General features: G+C 61.3%; 19 protein-coding genes. 11 read left to right on the forward strand and 8 right to left on the reverse strand.

Annotated features, from left to right (window positions below):
* The first annotated feature begins 105 nt into the window (after positions 1–105).
* Together L6D63_RS09200 and L6D63_RS09205 are read left to right on the forward strand one after the other, a co-directional pair.
* The gene (locus tag L6D63_RS09200; RefSeq protein ID WP_131671127.1) at positions 106–984 is read left to right on the forward strand and encodes an MBL fold metallo-hydrolase; all 879 of its coding nucleotides are present in this window, start codon (positions 106–108) and stop codon (positions 982–984) included.
* 220 nt (positions 985–1,204) lie between these two features.
* Positions 1,205–1,819, forward strand: a complete 615-nt coding sequence (locus L6D63_RS09205; RefSeq protein WP_131671128.1) for an NAD(P)-dependent oxidoreductase — start codon at positions 1,205–1,207, stop codon at positions 1,817–1,819.
* Between the two features lie 129 nt (positions 1,820–1,948).
* On the opposite strand, the gene L6D63_RS09210 is transcribed toward L6D63_RS09205, so the two are convergent.
* On the reverse strand, positions 1,949–2,830 hold the full coding sequence (locus tag L6D63_RS09210; protein WP_121186929.1) for a LysR substrate-binding domain-containing protein: 882 nt from the start codon (positions 2,828–2,830) through the stop codon (positions 1,949–1,951).
* Positions 2,831–3,058: 228 nt separating this feature from the next.
* Here L6D63_RS09210 and L6D63_RS09215 point away from each other — a divergent pair, with 228 nt between their 5' ends.
* The 6 genes from L6D63_RS09215 to L6D63_RS09240 all read left to right on the forward strand — a co-directional run bounded on the left by L6D63_RS09215 (position 3,059) and on the right by L6D63_RS09240 (position 10,444).
* A complete protein-coding gene (locus L6D63_RS09215; RefSeq protein ID WP_131671129.1) occupies positions 3,059–4,696 on the forward strand; it encodes a 5-guanidino-2-oxopentanoate decarboxylase in 1,638 nt (545 codons plus the stop codon).
* A complete protein-coding gene (locus L6D63_RS09220) occupies positions 4,693–6,144 on the forward strand; it encodes an aldehyde dehydrogenase family protein (protein WP_131671130.1) in 1,452 nt (483 codons plus the stop codon). The genes L6D63_RS09215 and L6D63_RS09220 overlap by 4 nt, the downstream gene beginning before the upstream one ends.
* Before the next feature lie 217 nt (positions 6,145–6,361).
* A complete protein-coding gene (locus tag L6D63_RS09225) occupies positions 6,362–7,465 on the forward strand; it encodes an ABC transporter substrate-binding protein (RefSeq protein WP_027612490.1) in 1,104 nt (367 codons plus the stop codon).
* A gap of 156 nt (positions 7,466–7,621) precedes the next feature.
* Positions 7,622–8,530, forward strand: a complete 909-nt coding sequence (locus L6D63_RS09230) for an ABC transporter permease (protein ID WP_007965862.1) — start codon at positions 7,622–7,624, stop codon at positions 8,528–8,530.
* Complete coding sequence (locus tag L6D63_RS09235; RefSeq protein WP_108183646.1) at positions 8,527–9,375, forward strand: ABC transporter permease; 849 nt, start codon at positions 8,527–8,529, stop codon at positions 9,373–9,375. Before L6D63_RS09230 ends, L6D63_RS09235 begins: the two co-directional genes overlap by 4 nt.
* 13 nt (positions 9,376–9,388) lie before the next feature.
* Positions 9,389–10,444 carry an ABC transporter ATP-binding protein gene (locus L6D63_RS09240; RefSeq protein ID WP_131671131.1) on the forward strand — a complete coding sequence of 352 codons (1,056 nt, stop codon included), beginning with the start codon at positions 9,389–9,391 and terminating at the stop codon, positions 10,442–10,444.
* A 151-nt stretch (positions 10,445–10,595) separates the two neighbouring features.
* On the opposite strand, the gene L6D63_RS09245 is transcribed toward L6D63_RS09240, so the two are convergent.
* On the reverse strand, positions 10,596–11,525 hold the full coding sequence (locus L6D63_RS09245) for an AraC family transcriptional regulator (protein WP_047296122.1): 930 nt from the start codon (positions 11,523–11,525) through the stop codon (positions 10,596–10,598).
* Between the two features lie 430 nt (positions 11,526–11,955).
* Here L6D63_RS09245 and L6D63_RS09250 point away from each other — a divergent pair, with 430 nt between their 5' ends.
* Both L6D63_RS09250 and L6D63_RS09255 read left to right on the forward strand, forming a co-directional pair.
* Complete coding sequence (locus tag L6D63_RS09250) at positions 11,956–12,309, forward strand: putative quinol monooxygenase (RefSeq protein ID WP_131671132.1); 354 nt, start codon at positions 11,956–11,958, stop codon at positions 12,307–12,309.
* Positions 12,310–12,352: 43 nt separating this feature from the next.
* Entirely contained in the window at positions 12,353–12,595 is a 243-nt protein-coding gene (locus tag L6D63_RS09255) for a hypothetical protein (RefSeq protein WP_047296118.1), read from the forward strand.
* Between the two features lie 6 nt (positions 12,596–12,601).
* On the opposite strand, the gene L6D63_RS09260 is transcribed toward L6D63_RS09255, so the two are convergent.
* A complete protein-coding gene (locus tag L6D63_RS09260) occupies positions 12,602–13,231 on the reverse strand; it encodes a flavin reductase family protein (RefSeq protein WP_047296117.1) in 630 nt (209 codons plus the stop codon).
* Positions 13,232–13,484: 253 nt separating this feature from the next.
* Positions 13,485–13,760 carry a hypothetical protein gene (locus L6D63_RS09265; RefSeq protein WP_086791830.1) on the reverse strand — a complete coding sequence of 92 codons (276 nt, stop codon included), beginning with the start codon at positions 13,758–13,760 and terminating at the stop codon, positions 13,485–13,487.
* A 342-nt stretch (positions 13,761–14,102) separates the two neighbouring features.
* On the opposite strand from L6D63_RS09265, the gene L6D63_RS09270 reads away from it, so the two are divergent.
* Positions 14,103–14,858, forward strand: a complete 756-nt coding sequence (locus L6D63_RS09270; RefSeq protein ID WP_047296115.1) for a COG4705 family protein — start codon at positions 14,103–14,105, stop codon at positions 14,856–14,858.
* Positions 14,859–15,006: 148 nt separating this feature from the next.
* Here the strand turns inward: L6D63_RS09270 and L6D63_RS09275 are convergent, their stop codons facing one another.
* From L6D63_RS09275 to L6D63_RS09290, 4 genes are all read right to left on the reverse strand, one after another.
* On the reverse strand, positions 15,007–16,326 hold the full coding sequence (locus L6D63_RS09275) for an MFS transporter (RefSeq protein ID WP_047296114.1): 1,320 nt from the start codon (positions 16,324–16,326) through the stop codon (positions 15,007–15,009).
* A gap of 322 nt (positions 16,327–16,648) precedes the next feature.
* Complete coding sequence (locus L6D63_RS09280; RefSeq protein WP_131671133.1) at positions 16,649–17,980, reverse strand: sigma-54-dependent transcriptional regulator; 1,332 nt, start codon at positions 17,978–17,980, stop codon at positions 16,649–16,651.
* A complete protein-coding gene (locus tag L6D63_RS09285; RefSeq protein WP_047296110.1) occupies positions 17,980–19,740 on the reverse strand; it encodes an ATP-binding protein in 1,761 nt (586 codons plus the stop codon). The genes L6D63_RS09280 and L6D63_RS09285 overlap by 1 nt, the downstream gene beginning before the upstream one ends.
* Positions 19,741–19,818: 78 nt before the next feature.
* Positions 19,819–22,641, reverse strand: coding sequence for an RHS repeat domain-containing protein (locus L6D63_RS09290; RefSeq protein ID WP_131671134.1), 2,823 nt, complete (start codon positions 22,639–22,641; stop codon positions 19,819–19,821).
* Position 22,642 lies beyond the last annotated feature (1 nt).

Consider the following 22,642-nt stretch of genomic DNA (forward strand, 5'->3'; position numbering starts at 1 on the left):
GCTTTCAGAAACAAACTATGTTCAAGCATCGCATTTTTTGTACCGAGTCAGGCAACTAAGCTCTGTCCCATCGCCAAACACGGCATTCGGATCACGGAGCAACAGATGATCGGCTTCACCACCCTCAAGCGCGTTTTGCTGGCCACCGCCACCCTCGGTTTTGCGGCCCACGCCGCTGCCGCCAACCTGACCCTGGACGTTTACAACCCGGGCACCAACGCGATTTTTCCGGTGACCTCGGTGCTGGTCAGCGGCGAAAAAGACGCGATCCTGGTCGATGCGCAATTCGGCAAGGCCCAGGCCGAACAGGTGGTGGAAAAGATCCGCGCCAGCGGCAAACACCTGACCACCATTTACATCAGCCACGGGGACCCGGATTACTACTTCGGCCTCGACACTCTGACCCAGGCCTTCCCCGACGCCAAGGTGCTGGCGTCGCAGCCGACTGTGGATCACATCAACAAAACCGTCGCCGGCAAACTCGCCTTCTGGGGCCCGAAAATGGGCGCCGACGTGCCGGCCAAAACCATCGTGCCGGGCGTGCTCAAGGGTGACAGCCTGATGCTCGAAGGGCAGAAACTGCAGGTGGTCGGTCTTGAGGGCAAACAACCGGATCGCAGCTTCGTGTGGATTCCGTCGCTCAAGGCTGTGGTCGGTGGCGTGGTGGTCGCCGAGAACATTCATGTGTGGATGGCCGATACCCAGACCGCGCAATCCCACGCCGACTGGCTGCAAACCCTGCACTCGATCGACACCCTGAGGCCGAAAACCGTGGTGCCCGGTCACTACCTGGGCGAGAGCAGCCGCTCGCTGGCCAGCGTGAAATTCACCGCCGACTACATTAAGGCTTTCGACGAAGAAACCGCCAAGGCCAAGGATTCCGCCGCACTGATCAAGGCCATGCAAAAGCGCTACCCGACACTCGGCGAAGAAAGCTCGCTGGAACTGAGCGCCAAAGTCGCCAAGGGCGAAATGCAGTGGTAACCCGATTGATCTGAAACACAGGTCGAGAGGACTTTTGTGGCGAGGGAGCTTGCTCCCGCCCACCTGCGCAACAGGCGTAAAACCTGCCAATGCGTTGTAGCTGAAACAGGCGGGGAGTGCTCCGCCCTCCAGCGGGAGCAAGCTCCCTCGCCACAGGGAATACCGCTTCAAGATTAGATTTATGCCGTCGTTGAAACTCTCAAGCCAACTGGAGAATGTCATGAGCAAGATCGCAATCATTGGTGCCACCGGCCGCGCCGGTAGCCAACTGCTGGAAGAGGCCCTGCGTCGCGGCCATAGCGTCACCGCCATCGCCCGCGATACTTCGAAGATCGGCGCACGTGCCGGGGTGGTCAGCAAGAATGTCGATGTGCTGGATTCGGCGGCGCTGCAAGCCGCCGTCGCCGGTCACGACGTGGTGATCAGCGCCGCGCATTTCGCCACGGTACCGGCCAGTGCCGTGGTTGGCCCGGTGAAGCAGGCGGGCGTGAAACGTCTGCTGGTGGTCGGTGGTGCCGGTTCGCTGCTGCTGCCGGATGACACCCGAGTGATCGACAGCGCCGGTTTTCCGGCCGAGTACAAAGCCGAGGCCAGCGCCGGGGCAGCGTTTCTCGATGCCTTGCGTCAGGAGAAGGAACTGGACTGGACCTTCGTCTCGCCATCGGCCGAGTTTGTCGAAGGTGAGCGTACCGGCAGCTTCCGCGTCGGCAAGGATCACTTGCTGGTGAGTGCCGAAGGTCGCAGCTGGATCACCTTCGCCGACTACGCGATTGCGTTGATTGACGAAGTGGAAACGCCGAAGCATTCGCGTCAGCGGTTTACCGTCGGCTACTGACCTGCAAACGCCCCCTGTAGGAGCTGCCGCAGGCTCGGGCCGCGATCGGACGATCTTTTGATCTTGTTTTTTTAAATCAAAGTCAAAAGATCGCAGCCTGCGGCAGCTCCTACAGGGGAATGTGGTGTTTCAGCGGGTGTGCGCCTGCTCCACCAGCCAGATCATCAGTTCTTCCAGCTGCGGCGACGCCCCTGCACCCTGCGGCATCACCACGTAGTAGCCCAGCCCCGTCTTCACCTTCAGCTCAAACGGCATCACCAGCCGCCCGGCGCACAGGTCATCGCCGATCAACGACCAGTCGCCAATCGCCACACCCGTCCCGTGGGACGCCATCGACATCGCCTGATCCAGCGTCTCGAAATGCTGGCCCGTGTTGACGTTGTTCAACTGCAATTCGGCCGCCGTCAGCCATACCGTCCAATCCTGCGTATCGCGGGTCGGATGCAATAGCAGATGTTGTTGCAGGTCGGCCGGTTCGCTCAGCGCCGGTGGGCCTTTCAATAATGCTGGCGAGCAGACCGGCGTCAGTTGCTCATCGAACAGATGCAGGGCAGTGGATGAGTTGTCCGGCGGCGTGCCGTAGATCACCGCCGCATCGAACTGCTCGCGCTGGAAGTCGACACCGTGGGCCAGTGTGGTGGTCAGTTTGACCGGTACGTCCGGGCGTTCCTTTTGCCATTGCAACAGACGCGGCACCAGCCAGCGCATCACGCAGCTGGGCGCCTTGAGTTGCAGGGTCTGACGCTTGCGACCGATCTGCTCGGTGGCCTCGCTGATCAACCCGAAAATCTTCTCCACCCGCGGCAACCATTCGCGCCCTTCGGCGGTCAGCTCCAGGCCTCGGGCCAGACGGATGAACAGCTCATACCCCAGATGATCTTCCAGCCCGGCGATCTGCCGGCTCACGGCGCCCTGAGTGATGTGCAACTGCTCGGCCGCCCGGGTGAAGTTGCAGCACTGCGCAGTAATCAGAAACGTGTGCAGGGCGGGCAGGGGAGGCAGTCGTTTCATGTGGATCCAAGGTATGACGTGAGGACATGGCTAGTATGACTTTTAATCGATTGTTGCCGCTACCTGCCGCCCGTTCAATGAGCTCATTCCACCCGGATCGATGTGGGAGCGAGCTTGCTCGCGAATACGGTTTTCCATTCAGCATCAATGTGGCTGATACACCGCTTTCGCGAGCAAGCTCGCTCCCACACTGGCACGGCGTATTGAACAACAAGAAGGGCAATCGACATGGCGACGTGTGGCGAAGTACTGGTCAAGTTACTCGAGGATTACGGGGTCGAGCAGGTGTTCGGTATTCCCGGGGTGCACACCGTGGAGCTGTATCGCGGGCTGGCCCGTTCGAGCATCAACCATGTCACCCCACGGCATGAACAGGGCGCCGGTTTCATGGCCGACGGCTACGCGCGCACCAGCGGCAAACCGGGGGTGTGCTTCATCATCACCGGCCCGGGCATGACCAACATCACCACCGCGATGGGCCAGGCGTATGCCGACTCGATCCCGATGCTGGTGATCTCCAGCGTGCAGACCCGCAGCCAGTTGGGCGGCGGTCGCGGCAAGCTCCATGAGTTGCCGAACCAGAGTGCGCTGGTCGGCGGCGTGGCGGCGTTCTCCCACACTTTGATGTCGGCGGCAGAATTGCCGGCCGTGCTGGCCCGTGCCTTCGCGCTGTTCCAGGCCGGGCGTCCGCGTCCGGTGCACATCGAGATTCCGCTGGATGTGTTGGTGGAAGAGGCCGACGAACTGCTCGCCAGCGTCCCGGTCAATATCGACCGCGCCGGGGCTGCACCGGCTGCCGTAAGGCGCATGAGCGAACTGCTGGCCGGCGCTCAGCGTCCGCTGATTCTCGCCGGTGGCGGGGCCATCGATGCCGCCGCCGAACTCACCGAACTGGCCGAGTTGCTCGACGCTCCGGTGGCGCTGACCATTAATGCCAAAGGCATGTTGCCGGCCAGCCATCCGCTGCTGATCGGCTCGACGCAAAGCCTGGTCGCGACCCGCGCGCTGGTGGCCGATGCCGACGTGGTGCTGGCAATCGGCACCGAACTGGCCGAAACCGATTACGACGTGACCTTCGCCGGCGGCTTCGAGATTCCCGGCAAGCTGCTGCGCATCGACATCGACGCCGATCAGACCGTGCGCAATTATCCGCCGCACGTGGCCTTGGTCGCCGACTCGCGCAACGCTGCGCAAGCGCTGCTCGGTGCGCTATCGCAGCAGGCGCTGGCCGAGCGGCGCAACGATTGGGGCCAGGTGCGGGCAGCGCGTCTGCGCGATGAGCTGGCCGCGACCTGGGATGCATCCACCCTGGCCCAGACCCGTTTTCTGGAAACCGTCCTGCACGAGTTGCCGGACGCGGTGTTCGTCGGCGACTCCACGCAACCGGTGTACACCGGCAACCTCACCTTCAACCCGGAGCGACCACGGCGCTGGTTCAACTCGTCGACCGGTTACGGCACCCTCGGTTACGCCTTGCCGGCGGCGATTGGCGCGTGGCTCGGTGGCAACCTCGAGGGTGGCGCTCGTCCGCCGGTGGTGTGCCTGATCGGCGACGGCGGCTTGCAGTTCACCCTGCCGGAACTGGCCAGCGCGGTTGAAGCGCGCACGCCGGTGATCATCCTGCTGTGGAATAACCAGGGTTACGAAGAGATCAAGAAGTACATGGTCAACCGCGCCATTGAGCCGGTCGGCGTCGACATCTACACCCCGGATTTCATCGGCGTCGCCAAGGCCCTGGGCTGTGCCGCCGAAGCGATCAGCTCGGTTGAACAACTGCGCGGCGCGCTGCGTGCCGCCACTGATCGTCAGGGCCCGACCCTGATCGAAATCGATCAGACCCAATGGATGCAGGCGGTGGCCCAATGATCAATTTCCCGACCACACTCGATGGCCTGTACATCAACGGCCAATGGTCGGCCGGGCGTGAACACCTGCGGGTGATCAACCCGGCCACCGAAGCGCTGCTGACCACGGTCAATGGCGGCGATGAAAGCGCAGTTGATCTGGCCGTCAGCGCCGCCACTGCAGCGTTCAAGCGCTGGTCGAAAACCAGCGGTGCAGAACGCGGCGCGATCCTGCGCAACATCGCCAACGGCGTGCGCAACGGTCGCGAACACCTGATGAAATTGCAGTCGTGCAACAACGGCAAACCGCAATTCGAAGCCGCCATCGACGTCGATGATGTGATCGCCACCTTCGAGTATTACGCCGGTTTGGCCGAAGGCCTCGACGCACAACTCGACAGTAACGTGGTGCTGCCCAGCGACGATTTCAGCGCGCGTCTGCGTCGTGAACCGTGCGGTGTGGTCGGGCTGATCGTGCCGTGGAATTTCCCGATGGTCACCACTGCGTGGAAGCTCGCACCGGCCTTGGCCGCTGGTTGCTGCGTGGTGCTCAAACCTTCGGAAGTCACGCCGCTGCCGGAGCTGGAACTGGCGGCGATCATTGCTGAATCCGGTCTGCCCGACGGCGTGTTCAACCTGGTCTGCGGCACCGGTCTGGCGGTGGGGGCGCCGCTGTCGGCGGATCCGCGTATCGCCAAGATTTCTTTCACCGGCAGCAACGCTGTCGGCGTGCAAGTGATGCAGCGTGCTGCCGAAACCGTGAAGGGCGTGAGCCTGGAACTGGGTGGCAAATCTTCGTTGCTGGTGCTCGAAGACGCCGATCTGGAACTGGCCGTGGAACTGGCTTGCGGCGGCGGTTTCTTCAATGCCGGGCAGATGTGTTCAGCCACCAGTCGCGTGCTGGTCGCCGAGGAGCTGGCCGATGAATTTCTTGAGCGTCTGCGAAAACGCGCGCAAGCGATTCGCGTGGCCGACCCGTTCGACCCGGACGTGGAGATGGGCGCACTGGTCAATCAGGCGCAGTACCAGCGTGTGCTCGGCCACATCGACCGCGGTTTGAGTGCCGGGGCGAAGCTGGTGTGCGGCGGCAATCGTCCGGCGCATCTGTCGCGCGGTTATTTTTTGCAGCCGACGGTGTTCACCAACGTGCCCCTCGACAGTGCGCTGTGGTGTGAAGAGATCTTTGGCCCGGTGCTCTGCGTGCGCCGTTTCGGCAGCGAAGCCGAGGCGATTGCCTTGGCCAACGACAGCCAGTTCGGGCTGGTCGCCAGTGTGGTGACGCGTAACGCCGAGACTGCCGACCGGGTCGCCAACGCCCTGCAGGCGGGGCTTGTATGGCTCAACGCGCCGCAAGTGATCTTCCCGCAGACGGCGTGGGGCGGCTACAAGCAGAGCAGCGTCGGCCGTGAATTGGGGCCGTGGGGCCTGGCTGCGTTTCAGGAAATCAAACACGTGATCCGGGCGCTCTGAGCGCCCGAAAAAGGTGAGCGCATGCCTCGCAACGAGGCATGCGTCGGTGTCATGGCTTCGATGAGTTTTTATCGATAGTCAGGTGTATTGCACGACCTCAGGATGAACCCGTCGGCTGCGCTGCAGGCCTTTGAATACAAGGCCTGCAGCGGATCCGGCCGCGCGGATGCAACGGTTGCGACCAACCTCATACTTAAAAGAACAAAGGGAGTCCTTCATGGGCGAGCATGATCTGAACAGGCGTCAATTCATTAAAACCGTCGGCGTCGCCTCGGTAGCAGCGGCGGCCCTGAGCATGCCCTTCATCCGGGCCAGCGCCAGCGACACACGGTTTGCCGGCAAGACCCTGCGTTTGCTGACCTGGTCGGATGACACCGGCCTCGCCGCACTGCGCAACATCGCCGCCACGTTCGAGGCCAAGACCGGCGCCAAGGTCATCGCCGACCGCACTGGCAGCACCTCGGAAATGGTCGCCAAACTCAAGGCCGGCGGTGACCGTCCGCAGTACGACATCATCACCCTGGCCGGAGTCGGTGCTGAAGGTCTGGCCGCCGCCGGACTGCTGGAAAAACCCGACCTCAACCGCATTCCCAACCTGATCGATGTACCGGAAAAATACCGCACCGGCGCCAACGGGCACGGCATCGGTTACCTGCTGTGGTGCAACAGTCTGGTCTACAGCACCCGCACCCTCAAACAGGCTCCGGACAGTTACGCCGCGCTGTGGGATGCCGATCTGGCGCCGAACATTTTCCTGCCGCCGCCGAACTGGACCGAGGCCATGGACCTGATCATCATCGCCGCGAAACTCGCCGGCGGTGATGAACACAACATTGAGCCGGGCTTCAAGAAACTCGCCGAGCTCAAGGATCGCGTGGTCACCCTCGGCGAGAACCCGAACCAGATCGCCGAGCTGTTCCGCACCGGTTCCCTGGACATGGGTGGGCTGTACGCCCCGGCATTCTTCCCCAAGCAGATCCGCGACCCGAACTACGGCCTCGGTGCCACGTTCGGCATGAAGGAAGGTTTCTACACCGACCTGATGCTCTCGGTGATGCCGAAGAACCGTCCGGGCGACACCGATCTGGCCTACGCCTTCATCGATCACTCTCTCGACCCGCTGGTGCAGGGCAAGATGGCCGAAGACATCTTCAACGGCCCGGTCAACGCCAAGGCGATCATCTCCGCCGAAGCGCGCAAGAGCCCGTACATCCTCACCCCGGAGCAGATTGCCGAGAAGGCGATCATGCACGACAACGCCTTCCTGGCGACCGTGCATGACCAATGGATTCGTCGTTATACGGAAATCTTTTCTTCCTGACCCTAACACCTCCTGTAGGAGCTGCCGAAGGCTGCGATCTTTTGCCTTTGATCTTCTTTGCGCAGATGAGGATCAACAGCAAGATCAAAAGATCGCAGCCTTCGGCAGCTCCTACAGGGATGTGTTGTTCGGCTTTCCATTGACGAGATCATTGCTATGGAACATCAATCCCTGACCCAACCGGTCGGCGCCGCAGACGTGCGCCCGGCGCGCGGTGTTTCGCCGACCGCCCGGGCGTGGTTTTTCCTCACGCCGTCGATGCTGTTTCTCGGTGTGCTGATCGCCGCCAGTCTGCTGGTGCTGCGCATGAGTGTCGGCACTAAAGGCGCGGAGTGGAGCGGGTTCAGCCTCGCCAGCTACGCGCAATTGCTCGAACCCTATTACCTGAAATCCCTGCTGCTGACCCTGCGTCTGGCGTTGATCAGTGCGGTGATCGCCGTGCTGCTGGCGATCCCGGTGGCGTACACCATGTCACGCCTGACCTCGCCGTTCGTGCGGCGGATCTTTCTCGCGGCGGTGCTGTTGCCGCTGCTGGTCAACTTGTTGCTGCAAAGCTACGGCTGGCTGGTGATTCTCGGCCCGGGCGGGATGCTCAACCAGACGCTGATGGGCCTGGGTCTGATCAAGCGCCCGATCATGCTGCTGTACAACCAGAACGGCGTGCTGATGGGCCTGGTGCAGACTGCGTTTCCACTGGCGGTGTTGCCGATTGCCAGCGCCATGCGCGGTGTCGCGCGCACCTACGAAGAGGCCGCCGCAACCCTGGGCGCCAGCCGTTTTCAGGTGTTCCGCCAGGTGGTGTTGCCGATGAGTCTGCCGGGGATCATCACCGGGGCGACGCTGGTGTTCGCCTACAACGCCAGCAGTTTTGTCGTGCCGTTGCTGCTCGGTGGTCGCCGTGTGCCGATGCTCGCGGTGATGGTGCATGACCAGATCGCGCCGCTGATGAACTGGCCCGCCGCATCGGCGGCCGGGGTGGTGCTGATCGTCACCACGCTGGCGATCATGACCCTGTCCGAATACATCACTGGCCGTCGTCGGCGCCTGCTGGAGGCTTCGCAATGAGTACCCTGACCAACAAGCGCATGGCGCTGCTGCCCGGCGACACCGGCAAGTTCGCCGGGATCCTTTCCGGGGTCATTCTGCTGCTGGCGGTGTTGCCGATCCTGACCATGATCGTCATGTCGTTCAGCGGTGCGTCGAACCTCGACTTCCCGCCGAGCAGCTACAGCCTGCAATGGTACAAGGCGGCCTGGCACACCTTCGTCTCGCCGGACGCCAGTGATGTGTTGAGCCTCGGCCAGGCCATGGCCACCAGCCTGCTGGTGTCGTGCCTGACCATGGTCTTCGCCACGCTGATCGCGGTGCCCGCCGCCTATGCGCTGACCCGCTGCGAGTTCCGTGGCAAAGCCGTGGCGCTGCAACTGATGTCGCTGCCGCTGGTGTTTCCGATGGTGGTGTTGGGTTTGGCGTTGCTGCTGGTGTTCGACAGCCTGCCGTTTCACCTGACCACCTCGCGGCTGGTGATTGCCCACGTGATTCTGGCGCTGCCGTTCGTGGTGAAAAACTGCACCGCCGCGATGCTCTCCATCGGCAGTGAAGTCGAAGAGGCGGCGCGGATGCTCGGCGCCTCACCGCTGCGGGCGATTGTCGATGTGGTGGTGCCGTTGATGAAGTCGGGGATTCTGGCGGGGATGCTGCTGGCGTTCATCGTCTCGTTCAACGAATTCACCGTGACCTATTTCCTCTACACCATCGACGTCATGACCGTGCCGATCTGGATGTACAGCCGCACCGTGTCATCGCTCGACCCTACCGTGTTCTCGTTTGCCGTGCTGATCGTGCTGATCGACTTCGTCCTGATCTGGGCGCTGGAGAAGCTGGTGGGCGAGGGCGGCGTTTCCTTTTGATTTGAGGTGCAACATGACTGGTCTGATTCTGGAAAACGTCGAGAAATTCTACGGTTCGGCTTGCGCGGTACAGGACGTCAACCTGCATTTGCCGGAAGGCAAACTGGTGTGTTTTCTCGGCCCGTCGGGCTGTGGCAAAACCACCTTGTTGCGGATGATCGCCGGGCTGGAAACCCTCACCGGCGGCGAGATTCGCCTCGATGGCGAGGACATCGGTCGCACCCCGGCGCACTTGCGCAACTTCGGCATGGTGTTCCAGTCGCTGGCGCTGTTTCCGCACATGACCGTTGGCGAGAACATCGCCTACCCGCTGAAACTGCGCGGCGTGAGCAAGGCCGAGCAGCAGACGCGGGTAGTGGAGTTGCTGGAGCTGATCCAGTTGCAAGCGATGATCGACCGGCCGGTGGCGAAGCTCTCCGGCGGGCAACGACAGCGGGTGGCGATTGCCCGGGCCATCGCCTCGCGGCCGAAAATCCTCCTGCTCGACGAACCGCTGTCGGCGCTGGACGCCAAGCTCCGCGAGTCGATGCAGGTGGAAATCCGCCAGTTGCAGCAGCGTTTGAACATCACCACGATCATGGTCACCCATGATCAGCGCGAAGCCATGACCATGGCCGATATCGTCGTGGTGCTCGGCGAGCACAAGGTGCAGCAGGTGGGCACGCCGATCGAAATCTATCGGCACCCGGCCAACGAGTTCGTCGCCGACTTCATCGGTTCGGGCAACATCTTTCCGGCCACGGCGCTGGGCGACGGCAAAGTCAGCCTGCCGGGCGGTGATGCGCTGCAAGTACCGATCTGCAGCAGCATCGAGGCGGGGCAGAAGGTGAAGATGCTGATTCGTCCGGAAGACCTGCAACTGTCCGCGCCACAGGCGACGGCGGGCAATCGCTTGCTCGGGAAGGTGACGTTCGTGAGGGATATCGGGGCGACCATCGAGACCACGGTGGAGTGTTCCGGGGTGACGTTCACCGCATTGAGCACGCCGTGTCAGGGGATCGGTTTGGGAATCGGGCATCCGGTGTCGGTGACGTTGCCGAGCGAGGCGTGTCGGGTACTCGGTGCCTGATTCTGGATTGAGGTTGTCTTGACTGGCCCCATCGCTGGCAAGCCAGCTCCCACAGAGTTTTGTGCTGAACACAGAATGTGTGCACACCCGAAGAAACTGTGGGAGCTGGCTTGCCAGCGATGGCGTCAATCGATACAACACAACACCTTGATCAGACCGACTGCCGCAACCGCGCCAGATCCCTTAACGGCGGCGCACCAAACAAGCGGCTGTACTCACGGCTGAATTGCGACGGGCTTTCATAGCCCACGCGATAGCCCGCTGCCGACGCTTCCAGCCCTTCGGCCAGCATCAGGCGCCGCGCCTCTTGCAGGCGCAGTTGCTTTTGATATTGCAGCGGACTCATCGCGGTCATCGCCTTGAAACGGTGATGCAGGGTCGAGACGCTGAGGTTCACTTCTTTCGCCAGATCATCGATGCGCAGCGGCTGTTCGAAGTTGCCGTTGAGCCATTTGATCGCCTGACTGATGCGATGGCTCTGACTGTTGGCAATCGCAATCTCATACAAACGGTGGCCCTGCGGACTGCGCAGCAGGCGATAGAGAATCTCCCGGCGAATCAGTGGCGCGAGCATGGCGATGTCTTTCGGCGCATCCAGCAGTCGCGCCAGACGCAACACCGCGTCGAGCATCGCGCTGTCGATCTTCTCCACATACAGGCCGCGCCCGGTCGGCCGGGTCGGCACGCCCATGGGGCCGGCGTCGGCGATCAGTGCGGTGATTTCCGCCGGGTCGATGTCCAGGCGCACGGCGAGGATCGGCTCCTCCGGCGAGACATTTACTACCCGCCCGCTGAGCGGCATCGAGACCGAGACCACCAGGTAATTCAGCGGGTCGTAATTGAAGAACTCATCGGCCAGCCGTACCTCTTTGCGACCCTGGGCCATGATGCACAGCGCCGGTTGCGCGAGCACCGGGGCGAAATCATGGGATTTTGTGTGGCGCGACATGAACAGTGAGCCGATGGCGGTCTGGTAACTGCCGTCGTCCGTGGTGTTGCGGCGGATGATCGCCGCGAGTTCTGCGCGCTGTTTTTCCATGTCGGCATCGGGCGGAGACTGGAAACGATCGAATGACGTCATGCGCGGCATCCTCTGCTAAGACGGTGGAATGGGGCAGAGACTATATTTGTGCAAGCGCCAGCGGTAGACACATCCTGTCAAATGCTTGCCTGATTCTGCATCGGCTGCTTTTGTGCCGCCGCGATCAGCCTGCATCCGACGCACAGTGCCTGCGGTCAAATCCCCCTGTAGGAGCTGCCGAAGGCTGCGATCTTTTGATTTTAAAAGCGAAAGTCAAAAGATCGCAGCCTTCGGCAGCTCCTACACAAAACTCGTATGACAGCGGTGTGACAGGGCTTTAGCGGTGGTTGCCAGTCGTTTATGCAGTCTCGCAGGATTGTGCAACAGGGCGGCAGGAATCGACTAACGGCACCTTGCGCGCGGCCCTTAACCTTGGATCCTGTCGCAGCCCGTCCCCCGGCTGCCACGCGACTCCCTGGGAGGGTTGAACATGTCCAAGCAGATTCCCGTCAGTCATATGGCCTTCGTTCGAGCGCGCGCCGGCCGCTCCGCCGAACTGGGTATGCGCCTCAGTGCCTTGATCGAACCGTCACGCAACGCCCCCGGTTGCCTGAACTTCGCCTTGCAGCAGTCGCAATGCGATCCGGAGCTGTGGCTGGTCTCCGGTTTCTGGAGCCATCAACAGGCGATGACCGCGTATTTCAACAGCCCGTCGATGCAGATTTTTGCCGAGCTGGTCCAGGACCTGGTGGTCAACAGCCTGGATTTCCACACCTTCAAAGAGGTGTCAGCGGTGCAGGCGCTGGGACAATACCCGGCACCGATACACAAACTCGCCGGTTGAGGGTTTAATGTCCGGCTTATTGGTCTGAGCCAGGATGTGTGCCATGGCACGTAAAGAGTTCGAACATTTCGAAGCAGTCTCCGCAGTCGTCCCCGTCGAGCTGGGCGGCAACAAGGGTTATCACGCGGCAATCGCGGTCAAGGCCCTGGTCGATGGCGGTGCGCCACGTTTCCATAAACTGCTGGGTGATCAGGTGTTCCCCGGCGCCATCGCTGCCGATGACGCGGCGACCCAGGAGCTGGAACGTCTGCAGGGCGTCACTGATGACGCCGAGCTGATCTGGTAACTGCGCTTACTTGCCCGCCCCCGGGCGCCACATTTTGAACAGGGCTTCAGGCCCCAACTGGAAATAATCCGCCGGCCCGCCGCCGCGCAGAATCGGTTCTGCCGCGGCGGTGTCGTAGATCCCGTCCTTCAACAGCCACTTGGCGATATGCACGGCAACCACTTCACCGAGAATCAGCCAGCTCGGCACGGTTTCGCCATCGGCGCGCTGCAACTGAATGATCTGCGTGACCTTGCATTCGAAGGACACCGGGCTTTCGGCTACCCGTGGCACTGCAATCAGCTTCGACGCCACCGGCGTCAGTCCCGCCAATTCAAACTCGTTGACCTCGGGCGCGACCATCGCGCAGCTCTGGTTCATCTGCTCGGCCAGCGGCCGGGTGGCGAGGTTCCAGGCGAATTCGCCGGTCTGCTCGATGTTGTTCAGGCTGTCTTTGCGTCCGACGCTGGAAAAACCAATGATCGGCGGAATGTAGTTGAACGCGTTGAAGAAGCTGTAAGGCGCAAGGTTCAGCCGGCCGTGGGCATCCTGCGAAGAAATCCAGCCGATAGGGCGCGGGCCGACGATGGCGTTGAACGGATCGTGGGGCAGGCCGTGGCCGTGAGCGGGTTCGTAGAAGTGGATGTCATCGGACATGGCTGGGGTTCCTCAAGAGGGCATTCTGAAAGACGCCATAGTGTAAGAGCGCACCGCGTATTTCCAGTCAAACGCTGATCCCACTGTAGGAGCTGCCGAAGGCTGCGATCTTTTGATCTTGCTCTTAAAAACAAAATCAAAAGATCGCAGCCTTCGGCAGCTCCTACAGGGGATTTTGGTGGATTTGAGAATTGTGCGGCTTCAGAAATGACTAAGCCCGGCCGAAGCCGGGCTGTGGAAGAGCTGCTGATATTCAGCTGATGGCTGCAGCAGTACCGGTTTTATCGAAGCCGTCAGCCGCGATGGCGTTGGCAGTACCGGTCTTGTCGAAGCCATCGGCAGCCACGGTTTTGCCGATGTTGGTTTTATCGAAACCGTCAGCGGCGTAAGTGCCCGAGTGGCTGGTTTCGATGGCGGCGCTGGCGCCGGAAATGAAGTCGGCCGATTTGGTTTTGTCCGAACCATCGGCAGCGAAAGTGTTGGCGGCCAATACGGACAGGGTCAGGGCGAGGATCAGTTTGGTTTTCATGTCAGTTACTCCAGATGCGTTGGCGATGTGTCTTGCTTGGATCTAATGCTACGCCAACTAAATTGATTAAAAAGCGCAAATAAATGCTAAAAACAATCGATTAACTTGATATTAAGGGCGGCGCATTCAATTCGCTTTCGTCGTTAGAGCGAGCGCCGCGCAGGTCATCGATCAGGCAGGTGCAGGATGCGGGAGATGCATTAACCGCTAATTAATGGCCTCCTTCGGGCTGTGTGACAGATTTTTCATACATTCCCGACCGGTTTTTCACCGGTGCAACGCCAGTCTGCCCACGGCCAGAAAACCAAGAACCAGCCGTCTCACACTGGAGCTTTGCTTGCGATGAACAAACTGCCTCAAATCACCCTGGCGTTCTGGGTCATGAAAATCTGCGCGACGACCCTGGGGGAAACCGCGGGGGACTTGCTGTCGATGACCCTCAACGTCGGTTACGCCCTCAGCTCGCTGATCCTGATCAGCGTGTTCGTGCTGACCCTGATCACCCAGTTGATGGCCAAGACCTACAAGCCGCTGCTGTACTGGATCGTGATTCTGTCGACCAGCACCGCCGGCACCACCATGTCCGACTTCATGGACCGCACCCTTGAACTGGGCTACGCCACCGGATCGATGATCCTGATTGCGATTCTGCTGGCGATCTTTGCGGCCTGGCGCCTGAGCGGCGATTCGCTGAACGTCAGCAAGGTGCAGACCTTTCGGGGCGAGATGTTCTACTGGATGGCGATTCTGTTTTCCAACACCCTGGGGACCGCGCTCGGCGACTACCTGGCCGATGATTCGGGCCTGGGTTTTGCCGGTGGCGCGCTGCTGATCGGCTCGACCATTGCCGTGGTGGTCGCGCTCAAATACTTCACCAGGATTTCGACCGTGGTCTTGTTCTGGGTGGCGTTCGTGCTGACCCGGCCGTTCGGTGCGACCTTGGGTGACCTGATGACCAAATCCCATGAAAAGGGTGGCTTGGACTTCGGCACCATCGGCTCGTCGGCGGTGCTGGCGGGGATTCTGCTGGTGATGATTGCCGGCGCGTCGTTTGCGCAGAAGCGTTATGGCAAGCCGCCGGTTGCCGAGTTGACTTGATACCGAGTCGTCCCAATCGCTGGCAAGCCAGCTCCCACAATGATCGGTGATGTTCACCAAATCTGTGTGCACCACCTGAACCTGTGGGAGCTGGCTTGCCAGCGATGAGGCCACCACAGCCACCGTTGCAGTGGCTGTGAAAACCCGATCAGTCCGTCACGATCCGCGAGTGTTTCTGCGTGTCTTTCATGGTGATGTACACCAGCAACGACACTGCGATGCACGCGGTCACGTACCAGTAGTAACCGGTTTCCATGCCGATGCTCTTGAACCACAGTGCGATGTATTCGGCGGTGCCGCCGAAGATCGATACGGTCAGTGCGTAGGGCAGACCGACGCCCAGCGCGCGGATTTCGGTCGGGAACAGTTCGGCTTTCACCACGGCGTTGATCGAGGTGTAGCCGCTGACAATGATCAGTGCGGCCATGATCAGGAAGAACGCGCCCCACCAGGTCTGGATGGTGTGCAGGGTCATCAGGATCGGCACGGTGAAGATCGTACCGAGCACGCCGAAAGCGATCAGGATCGGACGTCGACCGATTTTATCGGACAGGCCACCGATGATCGGTTGCAGGCACATGAACAGGAACAGCGTGGCGGCGGAAATGGTGGTCGAGTCGGAGATGCTCATGCCGACCGTGTTCACCAGGTATTTTTGCATGTAGGTGGTGTAGGTGTAGAACGCCAGCGTACCGCCCATGGTCAGGCCGACCACGGTGAGCAGCTCTTTCGGATGGCGCAGCAAGGTGCGCATGGCGCTTTCCTTGGACTTCTCTTTTTTGGTGAACGACTCGGTCTCTTCCATGCCGCGACGCAGGTACAGCGCGACGACCGCGCACAGTGCGCCGATGGCGAACGGAATACGCCAGCCCCACGCGTACAGCTGTTCGGTGGTCAGCAGGTTCTGCAGCACGATCAGCACACCCAGCGCGATGAGCTGGCCGGAGATCAGGGTCACGTACTGGAAGCTGGAGAAGAAACCGCGACGTTCCTTGGTCGCCATCTCCGACAGGTAGGTGGCCGAGGTGCCGTATTCGCCGCCGACCGACAGGCCCTGCAGCAAACGGGCAAACACCAGCAGGATCGGCGCGCCGATGCCGATGGTTTCGTAGTTCGGGCTGAGGGCGATCAGCAAGGAGCCGAAGCACATCAGGTAGACCGAGGCCATCAAGGCTTTCTTGCGACCGACCTTGTCGGCGTAGAGGCCCATCAGCCAGCCACCGATCGGACGCATCAGGAAGCCCACGGCGAAGATCGCGGCGGTGTTCATCAGTTGCGCGGTGGTGGAACCGGCGGGGAAGAAGGTTTTGGCAAAGTACAGCGAGAAAGCGGCGTAGACGTACCAGTCATACCACTCGACCATGTTGCCGACCGAGCCGCTGAAGATCGATTTGATCCGGCTGGCGGTGGTTCTTGCTTTGGCGGGCGCGGCAGCCGACCCAAGGGGCAGGGCGTTGGAGTTATCCATTGAAGGATCCTTCGTTTAATTGTTTTTGTGGAGCGCGTTAAAACGCAGCCTGCCGGGGCTATAGCAGGAGCTGTGCCAACGGCGAGAGGGGCGGTTTAGACGGGGTGGCGGGATTTAATGAGCGGAAATCCGCTTATGGCTGAATTGTGGTGAGCGGAAAGTCGCTCATTCAGACTGATGGATAAATGTTGCCTGTGCGGGCCTCTTCGCGGGCAAGCCCGCTCCCACAGTGGTCGGTGGTGTTCACACATTCTGTGTTCAGCACAAAACCCTGTGGGAGCGTGGCTTGCCCGCGAAGAGGCCCGATCAGACACTGCAAAACTCAGCTGCCCGAAACAAACATCTCCCGACTCAGCCCATGCCGCTGCAGCTTTTCATTGAAGGTCCGGCGCGGCAGCTGCAATTCTTCCAGCACCGCTTTCACATCGCCCTTGTGCCGGGTCAGCGCCGCGCGCAGGCACTGCGCTTCAAACGCTTCCTGCTGCGCGGCGAGGGATTGGCCGGGGTCGATGCCCTGCACCGGCTCATCCAGCCCCAGTACCTGCCGCTCGGCAACGTTGGCCAGTTCCCGCACGTTGCCCGGCCAGTCGTGGCTGAGCAGGTGACTCAATTGCGCTCCGGAGAGTGGCGCAAAGGTGCGGCCCAGACGCTGGGCGGCGCTGAAGGCGAAAGATTCGAACAGCAGCGGGATGTCTTCGCGCCGATCACGCAGCGACGGCAGACGCAGCTCGGCGACGTTCAGGCGATACGCCAGGTCTTCGCGAAAACGTCCGGCCCGGGCCTCGTCCAGCAGATCAGGTTTGGTCGCGGCAACGATGCGCAAGTCGACACGAATGCTCTGGTTCGACCCGAGGCGCTCCAGCTTCTGTTCCTGCAGCACCCGCAGCAATTTCACTTGCTGGGCCATTGGCATGCTTTCGATTTCATCAAGAAACAGCGTGCCGCCGTCGGCGTATTCCAGCTTGCCGATACGCTTGCCGGAAGCCCCGGTGAACGCGCCACTTTCGTGACCGAACAATTCGGCTTCGAACAACTGCTCGGGGATCGCCGCGCAGTTCAGCGCGACGAAGGGCTTGTCGGCGCGCGGGCCGAAATCATGCAGGCAACGCGCGATCAGTTCCTTGCCGCTGCCGGTTTCGCCACGGATCAGCACGTTGACCGGCAGCGCCGCCAGATCCAGCACCTGGCGGCGCAAGGTCTGCATGCCACGGGACACGCCGAGCAGCGTCGCATCGAGGCGGGCGCGGTGGTCGGCTTGCTCGTGCAGGGCGCGGTTTTCCAGGACCAGCCGACGCTTGTCGAGTGCGCGGCGCAGGCTGCCAAGCAGGGTCTCCGGGCTGAACGGTTTTTCCAGGAAGTCGTAGGCACCGTCACGCATGGCTTCGACCGCCATCGGCACATCGCCGTGACCGGTCAGCAGAATCACCGGCAGATCGGCATCACGTTTCTGCACTTCGGCCAGCAACTGCAGGCCACTGAGCCCGGGCATGCGCACATCGCTGAGGATCACCCCGGGAAAGTGCGCCGGCAGGGCCGCGAGGCAATCTTCGGCGCGGCTGAACAGCTGCACTTCGAACCCCGAAAGACTCAGCCATTGCTCGACGGCATTGCGAATGCTGCTTTCGTCATCGACGACCATCACTGAATTGAGCATCAGAGGTGTGCCTCCAGATCGATCGGCAGGGTCAGGGCAAACACCGCACCGGCTTCGCCATTTTCCACGCTCAGACGCCCGCCGGATTCGTGCACGATAGCGAAGGATACCGCCAGCCCCAACCCCAGACCGTCGCCGACCGGTTTGGTGGTGAAGAACGGGTCGAACACCTGATTCAGGTGTTCTTCGGCAATCCCGCCGCCATTGTCGATCACACTCAGGCGCCACAGCTGTTCGTCGGCCTCCAGTCGGATTTCCAGACGCTTGCACGGTTTGCCTTGCATCGCATCGAGGGCGTTGCGCAGCAGGTTGATCAGCACCTGTTCGAGGCGGATCGCATCGCCGCGCACCCACGCCGGGCGCGTCAGGTGCAGCACCAGGCTGACCTGTTCATCGCGCAGACGGGCGTCGAGCAATTGCAGCGATTGATCGACCACCGTCGCCAGATCCAGGCGTTCGCGCAGGCCGCTGGGGCTCTTGCGGGCGAAGGTTTTCAGATGGCCGGTGAGCGACGCCATGCGCGTGAGCATGTCGTCCACTGGTTTGAGCGCCTTGTAGGCGTCATCGACACGGCCATGCTCGAGCAGCAGGCGCAGGGTCGCCAGTTGCATGCGTTGCGCAGTCAGCGGTTGATTGATTTCGTGGGCGAGGGCGGCGGACATTTGCCCCAGCGCCGCCAGTTTGGCCGATTGCACCAGACCGTCCTGCGCGGTGCGCAGATCGCGGGTGCGTTCCTCAACCAGTTGTTCGAGTTCTTCGCGGTTGCGCTGGCGGACTTTCGACAGACGCCAGCGCTGATTGAGAAACAGCAACAGAAACACCAGCGCCAGCCACACTCCCGCAGCGGCCAGCCCGGCGTTGCGCAAGTCCTCGAAGGCCACTTGCGGGCGGCGCAGCAGGTGCAGGGTCCAGCCTTCGGTGGTCAGCGGCAGCGATTCCCACAAGTAATCCGCCGTTCCGTCCGGGCCTTCGACCCGGCGCAAGTCGCTGTTGTCGTCGAAGTGACGCAGCGACAGATGCGTCAGCGGGACCAGCGATTGTTTGTCGTACTGCCGCGTACGCTTGATCTCGGCCATGTCGCGGCTGTCCAGCGGCCGTAACGAGCGATAGCGCCAGCCGGGCTGGTTGGCGATGAAGATGATCCCGCGCGCATCGCTAACCAGTAGCGTGTCACTGCCCTGGCTCCATTCGCGCTCAAGCTCGGGGAACTCCAGTTTGACCACCATCGCCCCAAGGAACTCGGCGTTGTCGCCCAGCACGGCGCTGGACAGAAAATAACCGGGGATGCCGCTGGTCACGCCCACCGCATAAAAGCGCCCGCTGCCCTGAGTGCGGGTCTGGCTGAAGTACGGACGAAAACCGTAGTTGTGGCCGACGTAACTGCTTGGCAGGCGCCAGTTGCTGGCGGCCACCGCAAGGCCAGTGTGATCGAGCAGTTCGAGGGTCGAGGACTGCGCCGCGCCGTTGATCTGCTCCAGCTTCAGGTTCAGCGCGTTCTGTTGCTCAGCACCCACTGGCCCGGCCAGCGCGCCGCGCAATTGCGGATCCAGCGCCAGCACGGCGGGCAGGGCGCGGTAGCGGTCGATCAAGGTATGCAGTGAATTGGCATACAACGCCAATTGCTGGCTGGCGCGGGTGGCGTCTTCCTCCAGCGCCTGACGCTCGGCGTGGCGGATGGCAAGGGCCGCCGCGATGGCCGCACCGGCAATGATCAGCAGGGTGTACAACGTCAAACGCAGGGTACGAGAAGTCGGCAGCATGCTGGACTAATGGATAAGGGGACGGGCGGGCACGATAGCATGGGGCCGGCAATCCTGTTCGCTTCATGTGTCAGCGGATCAGACCGTAGTGAACTGACGGGATCTGGAACGCAATATCGTGCGCGTGTATTCCAGCTCGTTGATCACGGCCGCCGTGGCCTGCCATAGATTTTGCGGGGTATCGCCTTCGTTTCGGCCCAATAGCCCATAGGTATTGATTGCTGTCAAACCTGCGCTCTCGAAGGCTTTTTCGATATCCAGCATGTTGGCAGACAAATAATCGATCAGGCCGCTCGCATTGGCGATGCCCTTGGCCATTTTTTCAGCGCTGAGCTCATGACTTGCTCCGGCGATTTCATGGCCTATTTCAATTGCACCCAACAGCGCCCCCGCCGTGGCGCTGATTTCAGCGGCAGCTTGCGGCAGCATCTCTTTGGCGCCAACACTGATCAGAGTCGACGCCACTTCCTTGGAGCCCTTGAGCACGCCCTTCTGCGTATCGGGGATCATTTTCGCGTACTTTTGCTGCAGGTAATTGATCGGTGCCATGGTTTTATATTCGGCTTTCTCGACAATTTTTTCTTTGGACAGACGGCTGGCCTTGAATTTGACAGACGCGCTGGTGCCGGTGCGTTCTGCGGCGTAATCCCACAATCCGCTGATCAGTTTCTTCGCGCCAATGCCCATTGCAATCCCTACGACGTTACCTGCGCCGGGAGCGACGGCGCCCAGCGCCTGGGCGCCGATACCGACCAGAATGCCGCCACCGTAGGCCACGACCTGGCCGGTCAGGTGCACACCGGTGCGGCGCAGGACGGCCCCGGCAAATTGCCCCGTCGAGCGCTGGTTGAGTACCTGTTGCTGGGCATCCAGACCGCGACGCAGCGACAGCGCCAGAATGTTCAGATGACGATCGACCTGTTGTGACAGACTGACCCGATCCCGGTAACGCTGCTTTTTCTCTTTGCTCAGTGCCTTTCTCTGATCGCGCTGAGCGGTGGTTTCGATAAACCTGTCCAGGGTCTGGCCGTCGGTGTCGATGTGGCCAATCGGATTGTTGGCGACAAAGGCATACAGGTTCAACCCGTCGATATCCAGCGCCGGATCAGCGCAGACCCAGCGTTGCAACCACGGTGCGTAATAGCGTGCGCCATAGTAATAAAGGCCGCTGCTGTCCATTTCCCGGCCTGAATAGCGAATGGTTTTGTAGCCGACTTCCAGTGCCGAGCGCGTCGCCAGCCAGGCGGTTCCACCAAATGCGTAGTAATGCTCCAGGCTGATCACGTCAGCCTGCCGATCAAGCTCCAGTGCGCAAGAACCAAGATGGTCATCAAGGTTATAGCGCAGTTGATCGGCTTCGATGCCGGACGGTCGGCCACTGAGCCAGTGCAGGCAACGCGCGCCTGGAAGATTGATGACATGCAGTTGCTGCCCGTCACTGCGGCTGTGGATTTCCAAGCCTGGCAGGTAGCGTACCTCGTGACGGTGGGTGACGGACGGGGTGTGGCTCAGCGAGCACTTGTAGATGCGCTCACCTTGGTTGTAACGGTAGGTTTCAACGTCGTCGGGCAAGCCGTTGCTGTGTTGCAGCAAGGTAACGCGAGTCAGTTGATCACGACTGTCCCACGCCAGAGGCTGAGCGCCGGGTTGCAGTTTCAACTGGTTACCGTGCTCGTCGAAGTGATCGCTGAACACCGGGTCGGGATCAGCGGATTTGCAGCGCACCCCACGATTACTGTTCGGGTCGATCTTCATCAGCTGAGTGAAGTTGTGGCCTTCGCGCACATGCACAAGCTCGACAAGGTTGTTTCCCGCGTCATATGCATAATGTTCGGTGTAGTTGTAGCGTCGTCCCGGATCCACAGGCTGGATCGGTTGCGGTAAACCGGGCGACTGCTGCGGGATCTCGCCTTCGAAGCCGCGACTTTCGCTCAGCCGATACAACGAGTCGTAGACAAAGTGGCGATCACCCTCGACGCGCTGATTGGCAAAATAGACTGTGGCCAGGGTGCGGTCCTCGATACGCAGGATATTGCCGACCGGGTCGTAGGTGTAGCGCAAGTCTTGCAGCGGTTTTTCCTGATCCTTGCCGGCCAGCAGATGCAGCAGCCGACCGTCAGCAGGATCGTAGACGCGGCGGCTGCGAACACCATTACCGGCCAGTTGTTCCAGCGGCTGGCCCGAGGCGTTGTATGCGGCAGCGTCAAGCACCGGTTGCGCTGCGTCAGCCCCGGCTATCCACAGTGATACCCGACTTGACTGGCCGGCGACATCGTAGCTGGAGCGTTGTCGGTGACCACCGGCGTCGGTGACTTGCACCACATTGCCGCGCGCGTCGAAATCCATACGCGTGATGAACGCCGCCGTCTCGCCAGACAGCATAAGGGTTTCACCCATGGCCTTGCCATGCAGGCTGTATCCGTCGACCACCACCGTGGCGCCCGGGTCGGCGCTTTCGCTCAGCTCACCGCGCAGGTTATGTCCGGGGTCGGCATTGTGGTCGGCATAGCTGTAGCGCTCGACGTCGACTTGCGCATTTTCAGTGACGGCGATCAACCGCATCATCGGGTCGTATCGATAGCGCCATTGCTTGCCGCGCTGGTCGTGGCGTTGCAACACTTCATTGGCCAGACCGGGCAGATTGACGCGCCAGCCGGAATCGACGCTGTCGACTTTCAGTGGTTCGCCGTCCAGACGGTAGGCGGTGGTCAGACAGGGCATCGGGAGCCGTGGGTCATATTGTTCGATCACACGGCCGTTGGGGTCGTAGCATTGGCGGGTGATCTGGCATTGGACTTCGGCGTCCACCACCGTCCGCAGATAAGCAACGTTTCTGGCCGGCAGCCCCCTGGGATCGTGAGCCGACAGGGTGGGCGTTCGCCAGTGCACTGAAGGACTCATG

Source organism: Pseudomonas parakoreensis (assembly GCF_021602155.1).
Lineage (GTDB): Bacteria > Pseudomonadota > Gammaproteobacteria > Pseudomonadales > Pseudomonadaceae > Aquipseudomonas > Aquipseudomonas parakoreensis.